The 19,171-nt window shown below is 60.9% G+C and carries 23 protein-coding genes; 10 read left to right on the plus strand and 13 right to left on the minus strand.

The window, feature by feature from the left end:
- The first annotated feature begins 188 nt into the window (after positions 1 to 188).
- From ftsY to rpoH, 4 genes are all read left to right on the plus strand, one after another.
- Positions 189 to 1,592 (plus strand): signal recognition particle-docking protein FtsY, encoded by a 1,404-nt coding sequence (gene ftsY, locus ACQRBV_RS10925; RefSeq protein WP_411985422.1) that lies wholly within the window; start codon positions 189 to 191, stop codon positions 1,590 to 1,592.
- Positions 1,589 to 2,260: a cell division ATP-binding protein FtsE gene (ftsE, locus tag ACQRBV_RS10930; protein ID WP_003176700.1), complete on the plus strand. Its 672-nt coding sequence runs from the start codon at positions 1,589 to 1,591 to the stop codon at positions 2,258 to 2,260. The genes ftsY and ftsE overlap by 4 nt, the downstream gene beginning before the upstream one ends.
- Complete coding sequence (ftsX, locus tag ACQRBV_RS10935) at positions 2,257 to 3,282, plus strand: permease-like cell division protein FtsX (protein ID WP_090368208.1); 1,026 nt, start codon at positions 2,257 to 2,259, stop codon at positions 3,280 to 3,282. Before ftsE ends, ftsX begins: the two co-directional genes overlap by 4 nt.
- 129 nt (positions 3,283 to 3,411) lie before the next feature.
- Positions 3,412 to 4,266 (plus strand): RNA polymerase sigma factor RpoH, encoded by an 855-nt coding sequence (rpoH, locus tag ACQRBV_RS10940; protein WP_060753475.1) that lies wholly within the window; start codon positions 3,412 to 3,414, stop codon positions 4,264 to 4,266.
- A gap of 124 nt (positions 4,267 to 4,390) precedes the next feature.
- Here the strand turns inward: rpoH and mtgA are convergent, their stop codons facing one another.
- Positions 4,391 to 5,113, minus strand: a complete 723-nt coding sequence (gene mtgA, locus ACQRBV_RS10945; RefSeq protein WP_411985423.1) for a monofunctional biosynthetic peptidoglycan transglycosylase — start codon at positions 5,111 to 5,113, stop codon at positions 4,391 to 4,393.
- Between the two features lie 74 nt (positions 5,114 to 5,187).
- Between mtgA and ACQRBV_RS10950 the strand changes: the two genes are divergently transcribed.
- The 4 genes from ACQRBV_RS10950 (at position 5,188) to trmB (ending at position 7,435) form a co-directional block, all read left to right on the plus strand.
- On the plus strand, positions 5,188 to 5,568 hold the full coding sequence (locus ACQRBV_RS10950; protein ID WP_198763344.1) for a DUF423 domain-containing protein: 381 nt from the start codon (positions 5,188 to 5,190) through the stop codon (positions 5,566 to 5,568).
- Between the two features lie 71 nt (positions 5,569 to 5,639).
- Positions 5,640 to 5,840, plus strand: coding sequence for a sulfur carrier protein ThiS (gene thiS / locus ACQRBV_RS10955; RefSeq protein WP_060753678.1), 201 nt, complete (start codon positions 5,640 to 5,642; stop codon positions 5,838 to 5,840).
- 65 nt (positions 5,841 to 5,905) lie between these two features.
- Positions 5,906 to 6,700 carry a thiazole synthase gene (locus tag ACQRBV_RS10960; RefSeq protein WP_060753472.1) on the plus strand — a complete coding sequence of 265 codons (795 nt, stop codon included), beginning with the start codon at positions 5,906 to 5,908 and terminating at the stop codon, positions 6,698 to 6,700.
- Between the two features lie 9 nt (positions 6,701 to 6,709).
- Complete coding sequence (gene trmB, locus ACQRBV_RS10965) at positions 6,710 to 7,435, plus strand: tRNA (guanosine(46)-N7)-methyltransferase TrmB (protein WP_060753471.1); 726 nt, start codon at positions 6,710 to 6,712, stop codon at positions 7,433 to 7,435.
- Between the two features lie 75 nt (positions 7,436 to 7,510).
- On the opposite strand, the gene ACQRBV_RS10970 is transcribed toward trmB, so the two are convergent.
- The 9 genes from ACQRBV_RS10970 to ACQRBV_RS11010 all read right to left on the minus strand — a co-directional run bounded on the left by ACQRBV_RS10970 (position 7,511) and on the right by ACQRBV_RS11010 (position 14,211).
- Entirely contained in the window at positions 7,511 to 7,834 is a 324-nt protein-coding gene (locus ACQRBV_RS10970) for a DUF3392 domain-containing protein (RefSeq protein WP_016972961.1), read from the minus strand.
- 19 nt (positions 7,835 to 7,853) lie between these two features.
- Complete coding sequence (gene hemW / locus ACQRBV_RS10975) at positions 7,854 to 9,056, minus strand: radical SAM family heme chaperone HemW (protein ID WP_411985424.1); 1,203 nt, start codon at positions 9,054 to 9,056, stop codon at positions 7,854 to 7,856.
- A complete protein-coding gene (gene rdgB, locus ACQRBV_RS10980) occupies positions 9,053 to 9,649 on the minus strand; it encodes an RdgB/HAM1 family non-canonical purine NTP pyrophosphatase (protein WP_060753469.1) in 597 nt (198 codons plus the stop codon). The genes hemW and rdgB overlap by 4 nt, the downstream gene beginning before the upstream one ends.
- A complete protein-coding gene (locus tag ACQRBV_RS10985; protein WP_090368220.1) occupies positions 9,646 to 10,080 on the minus strand; it encodes a DUF4426 domain-containing protein in 435 nt (144 codons plus the stop codon). Before ACQRBV_RS10985 ends, rdgB begins: the two co-directional genes overlap by 4 nt.
- Positions 10,081 to 10,101: 21 nt before the next feature.
- On the minus strand, positions 10,102 to 10,722 hold the full coding sequence (gene metW / locus ACQRBV_RS10990) for a methionine biosynthesis protein MetW (protein ID WP_060753467.1): 621 nt from the start codon (positions 10,720 to 10,722) through the stop codon (positions 10,102 to 10,104).
- A gap of 7 nt (positions 10,723 to 10,729) precedes the next feature.
- Positions 10,730 to 11,869 (minus strand): homoserine O-succinyltransferase MetX, encoded by a 1,140-nt coding sequence (metX, locus tag ACQRBV_RS10995; protein WP_090368222.1) that lies wholly within the window; start codon positions 11,867 to 11,869, stop codon positions 10,730 to 10,732.
- 190 nt (positions 11,870 to 12,059) lie between these two features.
- Positions 12,060 to 12,647 carry a YggT family protein gene (locus ACQRBV_RS11000; RefSeq protein ID WP_060753465.1) on the minus strand — a complete coding sequence of 196 codons (588 nt, stop codon included), beginning with the start codon at positions 12,645 to 12,647 and terminating at the stop codon, positions 12,060 to 12,062.
- Between the two features lie 25 nt (positions 12,648 to 12,672).
- Positions 12,673 to 13,491 (minus strand): pyrroline-5-carboxylate reductase, encoded by an 819-nt coding sequence (proC, locus tag ACQRBV_RS11005; RefSeq protein ID WP_090368224.1) that lies wholly within the window; start codon positions 13,489 to 13,491, stop codon positions 12,673 to 12,675.
- 33 nt (positions 13,492 to 13,524) lie between these two features.
- The gene (locus tag ACQRBV_RS11010) at positions 13,525 to 14,211 is read right to left on the minus strand and encodes a YggS family pyridoxal phosphate-dependent enzyme (protein ID WP_104994930.1); all 687 of its coding nucleotides are present in this window, start codon (positions 14,209 to 14,211) and stop codon (positions 13,525 to 13,527) included.
- Between the two features lie 57 nt (positions 14,212 to 14,268).
- Here ACQRBV_RS11010 and ACQRBV_RS11015 point away from each other — a divergent pair, with 57 nt between their 5' ends.
- The gene (locus tag ACQRBV_RS11015; RefSeq protein WP_411985425.1) at positions 14,269 to 15,300 is read left to right on the plus strand and encodes a type IV pilus twitching motility protein PilT; all 1,032 of its coding nucleotides are present in this window, start codon (positions 14,269 to 14,271) and stop codon (positions 15,298 to 15,300) included.
- Positions 15,301 to 15,437: 137 nt separating this feature from the next.
- Here ACQRBV_RS11015 and ACQRBV_RS11020 read toward each other — a convergent pair whose 3' ends face one another.
- Positions 15,438 to 16,073 carry a C40 family peptidase gene (locus ACQRBV_RS11020; RefSeq protein ID WP_060753461.1) on the minus strand — a complete coding sequence of 212 codons (636 nt, stop codon included), beginning with the start codon at positions 16,071 to 16,073 and terminating at the stop codon, positions 15,438 to 15,440.
- A 249-nt stretch (positions 16,074 to 16,322) separates the two neighbouring features.
- Between ACQRBV_RS11020 and ACQRBV_RS11025 the strand changes: the two genes are divergently transcribed.
- Positions 16,323 to 16,751 (plus strand): NINE protein, encoded by a 429-nt coding sequence (locus ACQRBV_RS11025; protein WP_060753460.1) that lies wholly within the window; start codon positions 16,323 to 16,325, stop codon positions 16,749 to 16,751.
- A 131-nt stretch (positions 16,752 to 16,882) separates the two neighbouring features.
- Here ACQRBV_RS11025 and ACQRBV_RS11030 read toward each other — a convergent pair whose 3' ends face one another.
- Positions 16,883 to 18,154 carry a dihydroorotase gene (locus ACQRBV_RS11030; RefSeq protein WP_104994927.1) on the minus strand — a complete coding sequence of 424 codons (1,272 nt, stop codon included), beginning with the start codon at positions 18,152 to 18,154 and terminating at the stop codon, positions 16,883 to 16,885.
- Positions 18,151 to 19,155 carry an aspartate carbamoyltransferase catalytic subunit gene (locus tag ACQRBV_RS11035; protein WP_060753458.1) on the minus strand — a complete coding sequence of 335 codons (1,005 nt, stop codon included), beginning with the start codon at positions 19,153 to 19,155 and terminating at the stop codon, positions 18,151 to 18,153. The genes ACQRBV_RS11030 and ACQRBV_RS11035 overlap by 4 nt, the downstream gene beginning before the upstream one ends.
- Positions 19,156 to 19,171: the final 16 nt, after the last annotated feature.

A 19,171-nucleotide genomic window follows, 5' to 3' on the forward strand; every position in this document is an offset into this window, starting at 1 on the left:
CCCCGACGATCTTCCACTTTTCGCCGATGTTATCGCTTCAGTCCTATATTGAATCGATTTGTCAGGGTCTTTATTTATGCCCTGAAAATGTTGCGCATGAACAAGCGAGCTTTAAAGCAGTCTGTTCTGCATTGAATTTATTTACCGAAGCGCCCTGGCGCATCGCTACTTTGAGATAGCCGTCCTCCATGTTTGGTTCCAACGACGACAAGAAGAGCCCAGCTGCGGCTGGCGAGAAAAAAGGCCTGTTCGGATGGCTGCGCAAAAAGCCGCAGGAACCCGTCGTCGAACAGCCGCAGGTTCAACCTGAGCCGATTCCAGAGCCCCCAGTAGTTGCGGCCGAACCGGTTGCCGAAACTCCGGCGCCGGTGGTATTGCCGATGGCTGAACCGGTGTTGCAGCCGGTGGTCGAGGCCGCGCCTGAGCCTGAGCCTGAGCCTGAGTCCAGCCCGATACATACGCCGTGGCCACAGTTGCCGGTGGCCGAAGAGCCCGTGGCGCTGGTTGAGGATGTGCAGGCTGAACATGTCACGCCGCCCATTCCTGTCGTCATTGAGCCCGTAACGGTAGTGGTCGAAGCTCCGCCGGCATTGGAGCCGGTTGCTACGGCCGTGATCGAGCCAGAGCCAGAGCCGGTTGTCGTCGCCGTCACCGAAACCAGCAAAACCGGCTTCTTCGCTCGCCTCAAGCAGGGCCTGAGCAAGACCAGCGCAAGCATCGGCGAAGGTATGGCCAGCCTGTTCCTGGGCAAGAAGGTCATCGATGACGAACTGCTGGAAGACATCGAAACCCGTTTGCTGACCGCCGACGTGGGCGTCGAAGCCACTGCGGTGATCATCCAGAGCCTGACCCAGAAGGTGGCGCGCAAGCAGTTGACCGACGCCGACGCCCTCTACAAATCCCTGCAGGCTGAACTGGCCGCGATGCTCAAGCCCGTGGAAGCGCCGCTGGTGATCACGCCGAACAAACCATTCGTGATCCTGGTTGTGGGTGTGAACGGCGCGGGCAAGACCACCACCATCGGCAAACTGGCGAAAAAACTGCAGTCGGAAGGCAAGAAAGTCATGCTGGCGGCCGGTGACACCTTCCGCGCCGCTGCTGTTGAACAGCTGCAGGTGTGGGGTGAGCGCAACAAGATCCCGGTGATCGCCCAGCACACCGGTGCCGATTCTGCTTCGGTGATCTTCGACGCCGTGCAGGCCGCCAAGGCGCGCAACATCGATGTGTTGATCGCCGATACCGCCGGTCGCCTGCACACCAAAGACAATCTGATGGAAGAGCTGAAGAAAGTGCGCCGCGTGATCGGCAAGCTCGACGCCGATGCGCCACACGAAGTATTGCTGGTGCTCGACGCGGGTACTGGCCAGAACGCTATCAGCCAGGCCAAGCAATTCAACCAGACGGTGCAACTGACCGGCCTGGCATTGACTAAGCTCGACGGCACGGCCAAAGGTGGCGTGATCTTCGCCTTGGCAAAACAGTTCGGGTTGCCGATTCGCTACATCGGCGTCGGTGAAGGCATCGACGACCTGCGCACCTTTGAAGCCGAACCCTTTGTACAGGCACTGTTTGCCGAACGGGAGCGTTCATGATTCGATTCGAACAGGTCGGTAAACGCTATGCCAACGGGCATGTGGGCTTGCATGAGCTGAGCTTTCGAGTGCGTCGCGGCGAGTTTTTGTTTGTCACCGGCCATTCCGGCGCCGGCAAGAGCACCTTGTTGCGCCTGCTATTGGCCATGGAGCGCCCTACCACCGGCAAACTGCTGTTGGCCGGGCAAGACCTGGCAACCATCAGCAATGCGCAGATTCCGTTCCTGCGCCGCCAGATCGGCGTGGTGTTCCAGAACCACCAATTGTTGTTTGATCGCACGGTATTCAATAACGTCGCGCTGCCGTTGCAGATCCTCGGGCTCTCCAAGGCCGAGATCATCAAGCGCGTGGACTCGGCCCTGGAGCGTGTCGCGTTGTCGGACAAGACCGATCTTTATCCTGGCGATCTGTCCACCGGCCAGCAACAACGCGTCGGCATTGCCCGCGCCATCGTTCACCGCCCGGCCTTGCTGCTGGCGGACGAACCTACCGGCAACCTTGACCCGCGCCTTGCCGCCGAGATCATGGGCGTGTTCGAAGACATCAATCGCCTGGGCACCAGCGTGCTGATTGCCAGCCACGACCTGGCACTGATCGCCCGCATGCGTCACCGCATGCTGACCCTGCAACGTGGCCGCCTGATCGGTGACGGGGAGGCGGGTGTATGAGTGCAACACGTAGCCCTAAAGTTTCCGAGCGCGTGGCGCCGAAAGCGGCTGATCCACAACCGCAGAAGAAGAAAAAACGCGACGATGATGAGGGCCCGGACTTCGGCACCCTGCTGCACGCCTGGATCGAAAGCCATCGTGCCAGCTTGCTCGACAGTCTGCGCCGCCTGGGCAAGCAGCCGATCGGCAGTTTCTTCACCTGCCTGGTGATGGCGGTGGCATTGAGCCTGCCGATGGGGTTGTCGCTGCTGCTCAATAATGTGGAGCGCCTGGGTGGCTCCTGGCAGCGTGCGGCACAGATTTCCCTGTACCTGAACATCGACGCCAGTGCCAAAGATGGCGAGGGCCTGCGCGATGACATCAAGCAACTGCCGGGTGTCGCCGATGCTGAATACATCAGCCGTGACCAAGCCCTTGAGGAATTCCAGCAACAATCCGGGCTGGGCGAGGCGCTCAAGGAGTTGCCGCAGAACCCGCTGCCGGGTGTGGTGCTGGTGACGCCCAATGAAGTCGACAAGCCGGCCCTGGAAGCCCTGCGACAAAAACTCGCAGAGATGCCCAAGGTGCAACAGGCGCAGCTTGATCTAGTCTGGGTGGAGCGCCTGGCCGCGATCCTCAAGCTGGGTGACCGCTTTGTATTCGGCCTGACGGTGCTGTTGGTGTCTGCATTACTTTTGGTGATAGGTAATACCATTCGTCTTCATATTGAAAACCGTCGCACCGAGATAGAAGTGATTAAACTGGTCGGCGGCACAGACAGCTATGTGCGTCGTCCTTTTCTGTACATGGGCGCGCTTTATGGCTTTGGTGCGGGGATTTTGTCCTGGGGCGTGCTGGCGTTTGGCCTTGACTGGCTGAACGACGCGGTCGTCGGGCTTGCCGGGTTGTACGGCAGCGATTTTGCCTTGGCCGGCGTGCCGGTGGCCGATGGTCTGAGTCTCTTGCTTGGCGCTGTCTTGTTGGGGTATATCGGTGCGTGGATTGCGGTCGCTCGTCATTTACGCGAGCTGGCACCGAAGTAGTTAATGTCAGATTAATGTGGTTTCGTTTGTATTGACCGTATGGGTGGTTTAGGGAACTTGTCCTACGGTTCCCGGTCAATTTTCGCAGTGCTTAACTGCACGAGTTATGTGAGTCGGAGGTTTTTTCGTATGACCACTTCTTTGCAACCTGCTTATGCCTTGGTCCCGGGTGCGAACCTGGAGGCCTATGTGCACACGGTGAACAGCATTCCATTGCTGACGCCCGAGCAGGAGCGTGAACTGGCCGAGAGTCTCTACTATGAGCAGGATCTGGAGGCGGCTCGGCAGATGGTGCTCGCCCACCTGCGTTTTGTCGTACATATCGCCCGTAGCTACAGCGGCTACGGTCTGGCCCAGGCTGACCTGATACAGGAAGGCAACGTTGGCCTGATGAAGGCTGTAAAGCGCTTCAACCCGGAAATGGGCGTGCGCCTGGTGTCGTTTGCCGTGCACTGGATCAAGGCGGAAATCCACGAGTTCATCCTGCGCAACTGGCGCATCGTGAAAGTCGCGACCACCAAGGCCCAGCGCAAGCTGTTCTTCAACCTGCGCAGCCAGAAGAAACGCCTGGCATGGTTGAACAATGAAGAAGTCCACCGCGTGGCCGAAAGCCTCGGCGTGGAGCCACGTGAAGTGCGCGAGATGGAAAGCCGCCTGACCGGCCATGACATGGCCTTCGACCCGGCCGCCGAAGCGGACGACGACAGCGCCTTCCAGTCGCCGGCCAACTATCTGGAAGACCACCGGTATGACCCGGCCCGTCAACTGGAAGACGCCGACTGGAGCGACAACTCCAACCACAACCTGCACGAAGCGCTGGAAGTGTTGGACGACCGCAGCCGTGACATCCTCTACCAGCGTTGGCTGGCGGAAGAAAAAGCCACGCTGCACGACCTGGCGCAGAAGTACAACGTGTCGGCCGAGCGGATTCGCCAGCTTGAGAAAAGCGCGATGAACAAGCTGAAGTTGTCCATCGCTGCTTAAAGCGCGGCCTGGTCAAAATGTGGGAGGGGGCTTGCTCCCGATAGCTGTGTTTCTGCCAGTTCATCTGTGACTGACGCACAGCAATCGGGAGCAAGTCCCCTCCCACAGTTGTTTGTGCGTTGTGTCAGTCGGACCAGGGGGCTTTTCTGGAGTTGTTCAGCTCAGCCAGGTAACCATCCCCACCCAACTGGCTCATCTGCTGGCGAATCCAGGCTGCCCGTCTTGCCACATACGCCGTTGGATGACTGGCACTCCATACCCGTGGGTTAGGCAGCACTGCAGCCAGATAACTGGCCTGCTGGCGAGAAAGCGCCTTGGCACTCACTCCAAAGTGATGCTCTGCTGCCGCTTGCGCACCAAATACCCCTTCATCCCATTCCACGCTGTTGAGGTACACCTCGAGAATCCGCTGCTTGGGCCACAACACCTCGATCAGCCCAGTGAACCAGGCTTCCAGGCCCTTGCGGAAATAGCTGCGGCCGGCCCACAGGAACAGGTTCTTGGAGACCTGCTGGCTCAGGGTACTGGCACCGCGAATGGAGCCGCCGCGCTCGTTATGCAGAATCGCCGCCTGGATCGCGCCGAAATCAAAGCCCCAGTGTTGCGGGAAGCGCTGGTCTTCACCGGCCATCACCGCCACTTTCAGTTCATCGGAGATCTCATCCCACGGCACCCAGGTGCGCTGCAGGTCAATCGGCTCGCCATCAATCCAGGATTCGACCTTGCGCTCCACCATCAGCGCCGTGAACGGAGGCGGCACGACACGCAACAGCAGCACCAGCAATACACTGCCGATGGCAAACCATTTCACGATTGTGAGGAAACGCTTGAAGAGGAAACGCAGCATAGAGATGGCTTGGCCGAACCCGTTGAGCGGGCCATTATACAGACCCGGCCCTTTGAGTCTGACTGGAGTTCCTCATGCTGCGTAGCTTTCTGATGCTGGCTGCCTTTTTCGGCTTTACCGGTGTCGCCCTGGGGGCTTTCGCCGCCCACGGCCTGAAAAACCGCCTGAGCGCCGAGTACCTGGCGATCTTCCATACCGGCGTGACCTATCAGTTGGTGCATGCCCTGGCGCTGTTCGGCGTGGCGTTGCTGGCTGCGCATATCCCGGGCCGATTGGTGAATTGGGCGGGTCTCTCGTTTACCGTCGGCATCCTGCTGTTCTCCGGCAGCCTGTATGTACTGACCCTGACCGGGATCAGCAAACTGGGGATCATCACGCCATTTGGCGGGCTGGCGTTTCTGCTCGGGTGGTTCTTCCTTGGCTTGGCCGCGTGGCGCTTGCAACTGACCGCTTGACGCTTGGAGCTGACCTTGAGGTCTCAATCGCGCTAGAATGCTGGCCCCTAAAAACGATGACGGCCCGTGGCATGCGCATTCTGTTGAACGGCGAACCCTTTGAACTGCCCGACGGTGAAACCGTTGCGGCCCTGCTGACCCGCCTGGACCTGACCGGGCGTCGCGTCGCAGTGGAGCTCAACCTGGATATCGTCCCGCGTAGCCAGCACGCCGAGACCGCGCTCACCGAAGGTGACCAGGTCGAAGTGGTCCACGCCATCGGCGGCGGCTAGCCGTCAGGCGCTCAATCGCGCCAACCCGCATTCTGCAGAACCTCACCCCATTTCGAGGATTTCCCATGAGCATCGTTCGTAGCGACAAGCCCTTCGTTCTGGCCGGTCGTACTTACCAGTCCCGTCTGCTGGTCGGTACCGGCAAGTACCGCGACATGGAAGAAACCCGTCTGGCCATCGAAGCCTCGGGCGCCGAGATCGTCACGTTTGCCGTGCGCCGCACCAACCTGGGCCAGATCGAAGGCGAGCCGAACCTGCTCGACGTGTTGTCGCCGGATCGCTACACCTTCCTGCCGAACACCGCCGGTTGCTACGACGCCATCGAAGCCGTGCGTACTTGCCGCCTGGCCCGTGAGCTGCTCGACGGCCATAACCTGGTGAAACTGGAAGTACTGGCCGACCAGAAAACCCTGTTCCCCAACGTGATCGAAACCCTCAAGGCCGCTGAAACCCTGGTCAAGGAAGGTTTCGACGTGATGGTCTACACCAGCGATGACCCGATCATCGCGCGCCAATTGGCAGACATCGGCTGCATCGCCGTGATGCCGCTGGCCGGTCTGATCGGTTCCGGCCTGGGTATCTGCAATCCGTACAACCTGCAGATCATCCTTGAAGAAGCCAAGATCCCGGTCCTGGTGGATGCGGGTGTGGGGACTGCCTCCGACGCCACCATCGCCATGGAGCTGGGCTGCGACGCGGTGCTGATGAACTCGGCCATTGCCCATGCCCAGCAACCGGTCATGATGGCCCAAGCCATGCAACACGCCATCCTTGCAGGCCGCCTGGCGTATCTCGCCGGCCGCATGCCGAAAAAACTCTACGCCAGCGCCTCCTCGCCGCTGGATGGTCTGATCAAGTAAGAGCTATTGATGACTGAATCAAACGAAACGCCAAACACCGTGGAAGAAGGTGACGAGTCCAAGCACCGCCGTATCAAGAGTTTTGTGATGCGCGCCGGTCGCATGACCGAAGGCCAGCAAAAGGGCCTGGAGCAGGGCACGCCGCTGTTCGTATTGCCACTGGCTGACGCTCCGGTGGATTACGACCAGGTGTTCGGCCGTTCGGCCCCGCGTTCCCTGGAAATCGGCTTCGGCATGGGTCACTCCTTGCTGGAAATGGCCGCCGCTTCGCCGGAACAGGATTTCATCGGTGTGGAAGTACACCGTCCGGGTGTCGGCGCGCTGCTTAATGGCGTATTGACCCAGGGCCTGACCAACCTGCGAGTCTATGACTGCGACGCGATTGAAGTGCTCAACCGCTGCATCGCCGACAACAGCCTCGATCGCCTGATGCTGTTCTTCCCTGACCCGTGGCACAAGGCTCGTCACCACAAGCGTCGCATCGTCCAGGCTTCCTTCGCGGAACTGGTACGCAGCAAGCTGAAAGTGGGCGGTATCCTGCACATGGCGACCGACTGGGAGCCGTATGCCGAATACATGCTGGAAGTGATGAACGTCGCGCCCGGCTACCGCAACCTGGCCGAAGACGGCAAGTGCGTGCCACGCCCGGCCGAGCGTCCGATCACCAAGTTCGAACGCCGCGGCGAGCGATTGGGGCATGGGGTGTGGGATTTGAAGTTCGAGAAACTGGCCTGACCCGGCTGCAGTTTTGAAATGCGGTAAAAAATGTGGGAGCTTGCTCCCACATTTGTTTTTGCAGTGTGCTTGGAATTAGCGCCGGTCTGCGACAACGCCAATCAACACCAGCACGACCACCAGCACCGGTGCCAGGCTGTAGTTATTGAACTGGCTTAACCCCCGCACAATCCACGGCGTGGCATAGATCAGCGCCGCGCCGCTGCCGATCATGCACACCAGCGCCATCAGCGGTACGCGCAAAGCGCCAGCAATGCTGCCCAGGCGCGCTTCGACCCAACCCTTGATGTCGGCGCCGAACAGCACCAGCAAACAGCCCACGAGGGCCAGGGAGATTTCCGACAGGTTGCTACGGCTCCAGCGGGACACAGTGGCGAGCAGGTCGAGTACCAAATCCATGTGATTTCCTTAAGAGCGATCAGCTCAAAAACTTCTGCAACAGGTCATTGAGAAAAAGTTGCCCGCGGTCGGTCGCCGCCAGGCGTGACGGTTCGACCTGCATTAAGCCACTTTGTTCTGCCTCGCGGCGGCCTTCGTCGAGGCTTGCCAGGTCGAGGCCGGTGCGTTCGGCATAGAGTCTGGCTTCGACACCTTCGGTGAGGCGCAAGGCGTTCATCAGGAACTCGAACGGCAGTTCCTCGTTCGTCAGCTCTTTGGCTCCAGCCTGGAAGCTTTTGGCGGGGTTGAGGTAGTCCTTCGGCGCTCGCGTCTTCCAGGTGCGCACAATACGCCCGTCCGGGTGGCTGAGCTTGCCGTGGGCGCCGGCGCCGATGCCGATAAAGTCACCGAAGCTCCAGTAGTTCAGGTTATGCCGCGCCGGGCGGCCCGCCTGGGCATAGGCCGACACTTCATATTGCCGGTAGCCATGTTCGGCAAGCAGCGTCTGGCCGGCTTCCTGGATGTCCCACAGCGTGTCGTCTTCCGGCAGCGCAGGTGGCTGGTTCCAGAATACGGTGTTGGGCTCCAGGGTCAGTTGGTACCAGGACAGGTGCGTAGGCTTGAGCGCAATGGCCTGGCGCAGGTCGCTCAGGGCGTCGTCCAGGGACTGATCGGGCAGGCCGTGCATCAAGTCCAGGTTGAAGTTATCAAAGCCCGCCTGACGCGCCATATCGGCAGCCCGTACGGCTTCATCGCCATTGTGGATACGCCCCAGGGCTTCGAGCTTCGCCTGCTGGAAGCTCTGGATGCCGATGGACAGCCGGTTGATCCCCAGCTTGCGGTACGCGACAAATTTTTCCTGCTCGAAAGTCCCGGGGTTGGCCTCCAGAGTGATCTCGATGTCGTCGGCAAACCGAATGCGCGCTTGCACGCCTTCGAGCAAGCGCCCCAACGCGGCGGCGCTGAACAGGCTGGGCGTGCCGCCACCAAAGAAGATCGAACTCAGCTCGCGGCCATACACCGCATGCAGGTCCTGATCGAGGTCGGCCAGCAAGGCATCCACATACTCCTCTTCCGGCAGCACGCTACTGGCGGTGTGGGAGTTGAAGTCACAATAAGGGCATTTGCGCACGCACCACGGAATGTGGATGTACAGCGCCAGGGGCGGCAAGTGGGGCAGGGCCGCCCGTGGTGTTCGCGCGCCGCCGTGAATCAGCGGCTGCGCGGAGGTGTTTTGAGTCATTTCAGGCCCAGGCGTTGGCGCAGCAAATCCATTGCGCGGGCGCGGTGGCTGATCTGGTTCTTGTCGGCCGGGCTCAGCTCGGCGCTGGAGACATTGCGCTCCGGTACCCAGAACAGCGGGTCATAGCCAAAACCGTGTTCACCGCTGGGCGCGTGCAGGATACGCCCGTGCCACAACCCTTCGCAGAGGATCGGCAGCGGGTCGTCGGCGTGTCGCACCAGGGCCAGTACGCACACAAACTGCGCGCCACGCATTGCGTCCGGCACATCCTTGAGCGCGTCCAGCAGCTTGGCATTATTGGCTGCGTCGCCCTTGCCATCGGCATACCGCGCCGAGTAGATGCCTGGGGCGCCGCCCAGGAAGTCCACCGCCAGGCCCGAGTCATCGGCCAGCGCCGGCAGACCGGAGAGGCGTGCGGCATTGCGCGCCTTGAGGATGGCATTTTCGACGAACGACAGGCCGGTTTCTTCCGGCTCGACCTGGCTGAATTCGCCGATCGAGCGCAGCTGCACGGAGCCACCGAGCATGGCTTGCAGTTCTTTGAGCTTGCCGGCGTTATGGCTGGCCAGTACGAGTTGGGTGAGGTTCATCATTCGGCCGGGAAGAGTTCTTGGACAAAACTGAAACCGTGGGCCTTGCCGCCGGTTTCAACATTGATGGTGAAGGTCTTGAATTCCTGCTGCGGCACCGAGTAGGGCGCGAGGTAGTTGGTCACGCCTTTTTCGGTGATCTGCTTGAAGGTCAGTACTTCGCTCTTGCCGAGCGAGTCCTTGATGGTGCCGGTCACTTGCGCTGCCACGGGCGTCACGCCCTTGAACACCGACACGTTGATCAAGCCCTTGTTCTTGCTGCGCACTACGCCCACTGCCTGGGCGGTTTCCGGCTGCAGGAAGCTGGAGGTGAAGGTGTTGTAGCGCACGGTGATATCGCCGAATTCCTTCGTGCGATTAGGGTCGATAACGTCGGCGGCCATGGCGTTGACGCCAAGCAGTGCGGTCAATAGAACAACAGCCAAACGGCTCATGTGCGTCCCTCTGGAAAATGATTAGACGGCAATCTTGTGGTCGGCCAGGCCAGGACTGCTGACCCGGTAAATCCCGATTTCTCCCAACAGGTTCGGCCACAGCTTACTCGCCCAACCGTGGCGGTGCTGTTGATCGACGGCAAGGCGGTTGATCACCTTGGCTTCACGCTCGCCGCACAGGGCTTCGAAGTCTTCGAAGGTGCAGAAGTGGATGTTGGGCGTGTTGTACCACGTGTACGGCAGGAAGTCCGAGACCGGCATGCGGCCCTTGGTCGCCAGGTACCAGCGGCAGCGCCAGTGGCCGAAGTTGGGGAAAGTGATGATGCACTGGCGGCCCACGCGCAGCATTTCGTCGAGGATGCGGTCCGGGTAGTGCACCGCCTGCAGGGCTTGGGTCATCACCACGATATCGAAGCTGTTGCTGGCAAAGTTGCCGAGGCCCTTGTCCAGGTCCTGCTCGATCACGTTGATGCCCTTGGCCACGCACTGGGCGATGTTGTCCGGGTCGTTTTCCAGGCCATAGCCGGTGACTTGCTTGTTGTCACGCAGCCAGCTCAGCAGTTCGCCGTCGCCGCAGCCCAAGTCGAGCACGCGGCTGCCGGCGGGTATCCAGTCTTGGATGATTTCCAGGTCAGCTCTCATGGCGTTCTCATACAGTAATACGGTTCATGTAGTTGCCGAACGCCTGCAAGTAACGCGGGATCGGGATCAGGAAGGCGTCGTGGCCTTGCGGAGCGTCGATCTCCAGGTAGCAGACGTCCTTGCGTGCCGCCATCAGCGCGTCCACCAGCTCGCGGGAGCGGGCCGGCGAGAAGCGCCAGTCGGTGGTGAATGACATCACGCAGAACTTGGCCGTGGCATTTTCGAAGGTTTTCGCCAGGTCGTCGTCGTGGTTGGCCGCCGGGTCGAAGTAGTCCAGGGCCTTGGTCATCAGCAAGTAGGTGTTGGCGTCGAAACGCCCCGAGAACTCCTCGCCCTGATAACGCAGGTAGCTTTCCACCTGGAACTCGACGCTGTGGAAGTCGTAGTTGAGCTTCTCGCTCTTGAGGCCACGACCGAATTTCTCGCCCATGGAGTCATCGGACAGGTAGGTGATATGCCCCACCATCCGCGCCAGCATCAGGCCGCGCTTGGGGATCACCCCGGCTTCCTGGAATGAACCGCCGTGGAACTCGGGGTCGGTGAGAATGGCCTGGCGCGCGACTTCGTTGAAGGCGATGTTCTGTGCCGAGAGTTTCGGCGCCGAGGCAATGGCCAGGCAATGGCGCACGCGATCCGGGTAGGTGATGGTCCATTGCAGGGCCTGCATGCCGCCCAGGCTGCCGCCGATCACCGCTGCCCATTGGCCGATGCCCAGCAGGTCGGCAAGACGAGCCTGGCTGTGTACCCAGTCTTCCACGGTCAATACCGGGAAGTCGGCCCCGAAGGGTTTTCCGGTTTCCGGGTTGATACTGCTCGGGCCGGTAGAACCGTTGCAGCCGCCGAGGTTGTTCAGGCTGACCACGTAAAACTTGTTGGTGTCGATGGGCTTGCCGGGGCCGATGCAACTGTCCCACCAGCCGGGCTTGCGATCATCGGCAGCGTGGAAGCCCGCCGCGTGGTGATGGCCGGACAGGGCGTGACAGATCAGCACGGCATTGCTCGCCGTGGCGTTCAGTTGGCCGTAGGTTTCGTAGATCAGGTCGTAGGCGGGCAGCGAGCGGCCACAGGCCAGGGCCAGCGGCTCGCTGAAGTGCGCCACTTGGGGTACGACCAGTCCAACGGAATCGGGGGGAAAGGCAGCTGGCATCGACCCTGCTCTCGTTTAAATGAGGCGTAAGTCTAAAGAGCGCTGCACCCAGCGGCAAGCAAACCCTTCCCGGCGGATCGTTCCCACGCTCTGCGTGGGAATGCCTTTTGTGATGCTCTGCGTCACGCTTCGGGACGCGGAGCGTCCAGTGCTGCGTTCCCACGCGGAGCGTGGGAACGATCGTTGCGTGTCAGATCAGGCCGAACAGTTCCTTGGGCATGAACGCGTAGTAAGCCAGGCGTGGAATCACCCAGCTTTGCAGGAGCTGGATCGCGATAAACGCGAAGATCGGCGAGATATCCAGGCCGCCCAGGTTAGGGATCAGGCGGCGGAACGGCGCCAGCACCGGCTCGGTGATCTGGTACACCAATTCGGCGCCCGGGCTGCGGCTGCCAGGTGCGACCCACGACAGGATCACGCTGATGATCATCGACCAGAAGAGGATCTTCAAAAACAGCGAGAAAATGCCGATCAGGCCCCACGGCAACAACAACACCGTGTTGGCCTGGTAGCCGTTGAGCAGCAGGATCACGGCGAACAGCAGGATCTGCAGCAGCAGCGCCAGCACCAACGAAGACATGTCCAGGCCGAACATGCTCGGGATCACCCGGCGCAGTGGCTTGAGCAGCGGTTGGGTGGCCTTCACCACGAACTGGCACAGCGGGTTGTAGAAGTTCGCCCGCACCAGTTGCAGGATAAAACGCATCAGCACGATCAGCAGGTACAGGCTGCCCAGGGTCTGGATGATGAAAATGGCAGCGTCATTGATTCCGAGCATGTTGGTTTCCTAATGAAGGGGACGACTATTTGCCCAGCTGTTCGGCCATTTCAGCCGAACGATGCGCCGCGGCACCCAGTGCTTTTTCCACCAGGGCTTCAAAACCCCCGGCCTGAAAGGATTCGATGGCGGCCTGCGTGGTGCCGCCTGGGGAGGTTACGCGACGGCGCAGCTCGGCGGCATCCACCTCGCTGCCGACGGCCATGTGCGCGGCCCCCAGCGCGGTTTGCTCGGCCAGTTGTTCAGCCACTTCGTGGGACAGGCCCAGTTTGACGCCGGCGGCGGTCATGGCCTCGATCAGCAGGAAGAAGTAGGCCGGGCCGCTGCCGGAGACGGCGGTGACGGCATCCAGCTGCTGCTCCTGTTCCAGCCACAGGGCGCTACCCACGGCGGACAGCAGCTCCTGGGCCTGGTCGCGTTGTTCGGCGCTGACGCTGGAAGTTGCATACAGGCCGCTCACGCCCTGGCGCAGCAGCGCCGGGGTGTTGGGCATGCAGCGCACAATCGGCTGGGCGCCGAGCCATTGGCTCATGCTGGCGCATGTGATGCCGGCGGCTATCGAGACCACCAGTTGCTGCGGTTGCAGGCTCGGGCGCAGGCTTTCGCAAACGGCCTTCATGGCTTGCGGCTTGACCGCCAGCACGATCACGTCGACGCCCTGGATGGCTTCGGCGTTGTCGGCGAACGTTTCGATACCGTGCTCGGCGCTGACACGGGCACGGGTTTCGGCACCGGGGTCGCTGGCACGAATCTGCTGGGCTTGCAGGCCCTTGGCCCGCAGGCCGCCGATCAGGCTGGCCGCCATGTTGCCGGCGCCGATAAAGGCAATACGCGTGTTGCTCATGACAGGTCCTTATTCAGAGAGAAGTCAGCCATTTCACGGCTGGCCGTAGTCGCGGGCGCCAAACAGGGCGGTACCGATCCGCACCCAGGTGGCGCCTTGGGCGATCGCCGACTCAAGGTCATGGCTCATGCCCATCGAAAGTGTGTCGAGCGGCAGGTTCAAGCTCGCTTGCAGGTCTCTGACCGTTGCGAACGCCGCATCTTGCGCAGCGCGGTCTTCAGTCGGCTCGGGGATCGCCATCAACCCGCGCAGCTTCAGGCGCGGCAGGGCGCTGATGGCATTGGCCAGGGCCGGCAGGTCGGCGGGTGTGCAGCCGGACTTGCTGGCTTCGCCACTGACGTTGACCTGGATGCAGATGTTCAGCGGCGGCAGGTCGGCCGGGCGTTGTTCGGACAGGCGTTGTGCGATTTTCAAGCGGTCCACGGAATGCACCCAGGCGAAGTTCTCGGCGATCGAGCGAGTCTTGTTCGATTGAATGGGGCCGATGAAGTGCCAACTCAAGGGCAGGTCGGTTAATTCGGCCTGTTTGCCCAAGGCTTCCTGCAGGTAGTTTTCGCCAAAGTCGCGCATTCCCGCGGCAAAGGCTTCGCGCACGGCTTGCGCGGGTTTGGTCTTGCTCACGGCCAGCAGATGGATGCTGTGTTCATCACGTTGCACGGCATGGGCCGCGGCACGGATCCGCTCGCTAACCAAGCCAATGTTGTCTGCTATCGTCGACATTCAAGATGCACCCGTGGATATGGAGTCCGCGGCATTCTACTGGAAATGGAAAGCCCTATGGATATCACGCAATTGCTCACGGCCAGCGTGCGCCGTGGCGCCTCAGACCTGCATTTGTCCGCCGGTCTGGCGCCGATGCTGCGCATCGATGGCGAAGTCTGGCCCCTGGAGGGGTCGGTACTTTCGCCACCGCAAGTTGCGGACTTATTGAGCCCTTTGCTCAATCAACACCAACAAAAGGATTTCGAAACATCTCTTGAAACGGATTTTGCCTTTGAATTGCCTGGCGTGGCGCGCTTCCGGGCCAATGTGTTCCGACACGATCGCGGCATGGGGGCGGTGTTTCGTACCATTGCTCAGGTGCGAAGCCTGGAAAGCCTGGGCCTCGGGGAGGTGTTCCAGCGTATCGCCCAATTGCCTCGTGGGCTGGTACTGGTGACCGGGCCGACCGGGTCGGGCAAGTCCACGACACTGGCGGCGATGATCGACCATCTCAACCAGCATCGGCGCCAGCACATCCTCACCCTCGAAGACCCCATCGAATTTATCCACAAACCCAAATCGGCGTTGATCAACCAGCGGCAGGTGCACCGTGATACCCACAGCTTCTCGGCGGCCCTGCGTTCGGCGTTGCGCGAAGACCCGGATGTGATTCTGGTGGGAGAGCTGCGCGACCTGGAAACCATCCGCCTCGCGCTGACGGCGGCCGAGACCGGGCACCTGGTCCTGGGCACCCTGCACACCGCGTCCGCGGCGAAAACCGTGGACAGGCTGGTGGATGTATTCCCGGCGGGGGAAAAGGCCATGGTGCGTTCGATGCTGTCGGAGTCTTTGCAGGCCGTGGTGTCCCAGGCGCTGGTCAAGAAGATCGGCGGCGGGCGGGTAGCGGCTCACGAGATCATGCTGGGCACGCTGGCCATTCGTAACCTGATCCGCGAGGACAAGGGTGCACAGCTGGTTTCAGCGATCCAGACCGGTGGGGCATTGGGGATGAAGACGTTGGATATGAGCTTGAAGGCCCTGGTGAACGAGGGGCTGGTCAGCCGGGAGGCTGCGCGGGAGCTGGCGAGGGTTCCCGCAGACATATAGCTTCTGGGGGCCAGTGAAAGCCAAAATGTGAGAGGGGGCTTGCTCCCGATAGCAGAGTGTCAGTCAACACATGTTTGACAGATCTACCGCTTTCGGGAGCAAGCTCCCTCCCACATTTACTGCATTTCAGCTTGAGATCAGCGTTGTACCACGCGCAAGTTGTTCTGCTCTTTAGGCAGGACCCGCTTGGCGATCACGTAGTTCTTGTCCCAGAACGGTTTTTTCAGCGTGTCGATGCTGACCGACTTGCCACGACGCGGTGCGTGGATGAAACGGTCGTTGCCCAAGTAGATGGCGACGTGATTGACCTGGCGGCTCTTGAGTTTGAAGAACAACAGGTCGCCCGGTTTCAGGTCCTTGCGATCTACCTTCAACCCGTGGCCGGCAGCCATGGCGTTGGAGGTGCGTGGTAAATCCACCGCTTTGACGTCATTAAATGCGTATTTCACCAAACCACTGCAGTCGAACCCTTTACTTGGGCTGCTTCCGCCCCAACGATAAGGAGTACCCAGCACGTTGACGGCGCGGCTGAGCACGGTGCTGCTTTGCTTGCCGTTCGCGGCCAGTTGGGTATGAAGCGTTTTACCGTGGGCCTTGCTCACTTGAGTCGGGCGGTTGACGGTCAGCTTTACCGACTTGGCAGTGCTGGGTGTGCTGTGGACTTTAGGGGTGAAACCATTAACGTTCGGAAGTCGTTGCTCACGATTGGTGGCGTGGGCGGCCAGTGGCATTAATAGGCAAATGGTTAGCCATGTCTTGAAAAATGGTCGCATTAGGCGTGGCTCTTATGGGTTTGCGCGCAACTTTATAACAGCTTTTTGTGCCGTTCTCAGGCCGTTTGTCGACTGAACCTTGGGGTCAAATACAGGAAAACGCGACGTTTTATCGCAATTGTCCTACACAAGTCAGGCGGTACAAGGCTTTGAGGGGAGGGAAGATACCATTTGCCGTACGTCGGGCGCCCGTAAAAAAGTCACAAAGAAAGTGAAAAAATTTATCTATCGAGGCAAAAGAGGTACTTCATGAACACCTATCGACAGGATGTTTCGCAGCAAGACACCCACAGCAAGGTGATTGGTTACCTGCTCTGGATTTTCGGTTTTACCGGTGCCCATCGCTTCTATTACGGCAAACCGGTCACCGGTACGATCTGGTTTTTCACCTTCGGCCTGCTGGGTATCGGCTGGCTGATCGACTTGTTCCTGATCCCGGCCATGGACCGTGAAGCCGACCTGCGTTTTACCGCTGGGCCCATCGAATACAACGTGGCCTGGGTACTGCTGGCGTTCCTGGGGGTGTTTGGTTTGCACCGCATGTACCAGGGCAAATGGATCACCGGCCTGATCTACCTGCTGACCGGCGGTTTGTTCCTGGTGGGGGTGTTGTATGACTTCTGGACGTTGAATACCCAGATTTCCATCCGCAATGCCGAGCGCATTAGCGGCCGTTGAGCTTGCTATCCATCGCGAGATCCAAATGTGGGAGGGGGCTTGCTCCCGATAGCGGTGGATCAGCCAGTTTTTCTGTAGCTGACCCACTGCAATCGGGAGCAAGCCCCCTCCCACACTTGAGGTGTGAACGATTAAATCGGGTAGGTAATCCGCCCATCCACCAGGGTGTAACGCACCGTCGCCGGCAGGCTATGGCCGATGAACGGGCAGTTTTCGCCCTTGGACAGCCAGTGTTCCCCGGCCACCGTGGAACTGCCCGTGTCAAACAGCACCAGATCCGCCGCAGCCCCCACCGCCAATTTGCCCACCGGCAAGCGCAGCGCCTGGGCCGGGCCTGTGCTCAGGCGTGCCAGCAATGTCGGCAAATCGAGCAAACCTTCATCGACTAACGTCATGGCCAGTGGCAGCAACAACTCGACGCTGCTGATGCCCGGCTCTGTCGCGCCGAAGGGTGCCAGTTTGGCATCGCGCTCATGGGGTTGGTGATGGCTGGAGATCGCCGACACCACGCCGGACTTCACCGCCGCACGCAAACCTTCACGGTCGGCACGGGTGCGCAGTGGCGGCTGCACGTGATACAGGCTGGAGAAGTCGATCAGCGCCTCATCCGTCAGGATCAGTTGATACAGCGCCACATCCGCCGTCACCGGCAAGCCACGGGCCTGGGCCTGCGCGATCAGGGCGACGCCCCGGGCGCTGGTCAGTTGGCTGAAATGCGCGCGTACGCCGCTTTGTTCCACCAGCAGCAGGTCGCGGGCCAGGGCGACGGTTTCGGCGGTCTCCGGGATGCCCGGCAAACCGAGGAAGCTGGCGACGGCGCCTTCATGGGCCAGGCCGCCTTCGGCCAGGTCGTGGTCCTGGGAGTGGAAGACCACCGTCAGGTCGAATGTGGCCGCGTATTCCAGGGCGCGTAACAGCGTGCGGGTGCTGCGAAAGCTTTCCAGGCCATTGCCGAAGGCCACGCAACCGGCGTCGCGCAGGGCGATCAGCTCGGCGAGTTGCTCACCGTCCAGGCCCTTGCTCAAGGCGCCGACAGGGAACACTTTGCAATTGCCGGCTTCGCGGGCGCGGTCGAGGATCAACTCGGTCACGGCCGAGGTATCCAGTACCGGCTTGGTATTCGGCGGGCAGCACAGGCTGGTCACGCCACCGGCGGCGGCGGCGCGGGTTTCGCTGGTGATGTTGCCTTTGCGGCTGTAGCCCGGTTCACGCAGGGCGACGTTCAGGTCCACAAGGCCCGGAGCGGCCACCAGGCCCTTGGCGTCGATGGTCTCGTGGGCGCTGAAACCGCTGGGCGCGGCACCGATGGCGATGATCTTGCCGGCTTCCAGGTGAAGATCGACAACTTGATCCAGGCCACTGGCCGGATCGATGACACGGGCGCCGAGAATGCTGAGCTTCACTGGGCGTTCTCCTGCTCGAATTGACGTTGCGCGGTTTGCCCGCTCATGGCCATGGACAGTACCGCCATGCGGACCGCGATGCCGTAGGTCACCTGGTTCAAGATCACCGACTGCGCACCGTCGGCCACCGCCGACTCAATCTCCACGCCACGGTTGATCGGGCCTGGGTGCATCACGATGGCATCCGGCTTGGCGCCGGCCAGGCGCGCAGTGGTCAGGCCGAACAGGCGGTAGAACTCACCTTCGCTGGGCAGCAGGCCACCAGCCATGCGCTCGCGTTGCAGGCGCAGCATGATCACCACATCCACATCCTTGAGCCCTTCGGTCATGTCGGTATAGACCTTCACGCCGTATTGCTCGATGCCGATGGGCAGCAGGGTTTTCGGGGCGATCACACGGATGTCCGGGCAGCCCAGGGCTTTCAGGGCGAGCATGTTCGAGCGTGCCACCCGCGAGTGCAGGATGTCGCCGACGATGGCCACCGAAAGGTTTTCAAAGCTGCCCTTGTGCCGACGAATGGTCAGCATGTCGAGCATGCCCTGTGTCGGGTGGGCATGACGACCGTCGCCGCCATTGATGATCGCCACCTGCGGGCATACGTGCTCGGCGATGAAGTGCGCGGCGCCGGAGTCGCCGTGGCGGACCACGAACATGTCGGCGGCCATGGCTTCCAGGTTACGCAGGGTGTCGAGTAGGGTTTCGCCCTTGCTCGCCGACGAGGTGGACACGTTCAGCGTGATCACGTCGGCCGACAGCCGTTGGGCGGCCAGTTCAAAGGTGGTGCGGGTGCGGGTGGAGTTCTCGAAGAACACATTGCAGATCGTCTTGCCGCGCAGCAGCGGGACCTTCTTCACCGCCCGGCCACCGACTTCGAGGAACGAGTCGGCCGTGTCGAGGATTTCGGTGAGCAGTTCGCGGGGCAAACCGTCGAGGGACAAGAAGTGTTGCAACTGACCCTGAGCATTGAGCTGCAGCGGGCGCTTGGCATCTAGAGGCGTCATCGCGGGGACTCTTTAC

It is taken from the genome of Pseudomonas sp. R11F, assembly GCF_050312575.1.
GTDB classification, from domain to species: Bacteria; Pseudomonadota; Gammaproteobacteria; order Pseudomonadales; family Pseudomonadaceae; genus Aquipseudomonas; species Aquipseudomonas palleroniana.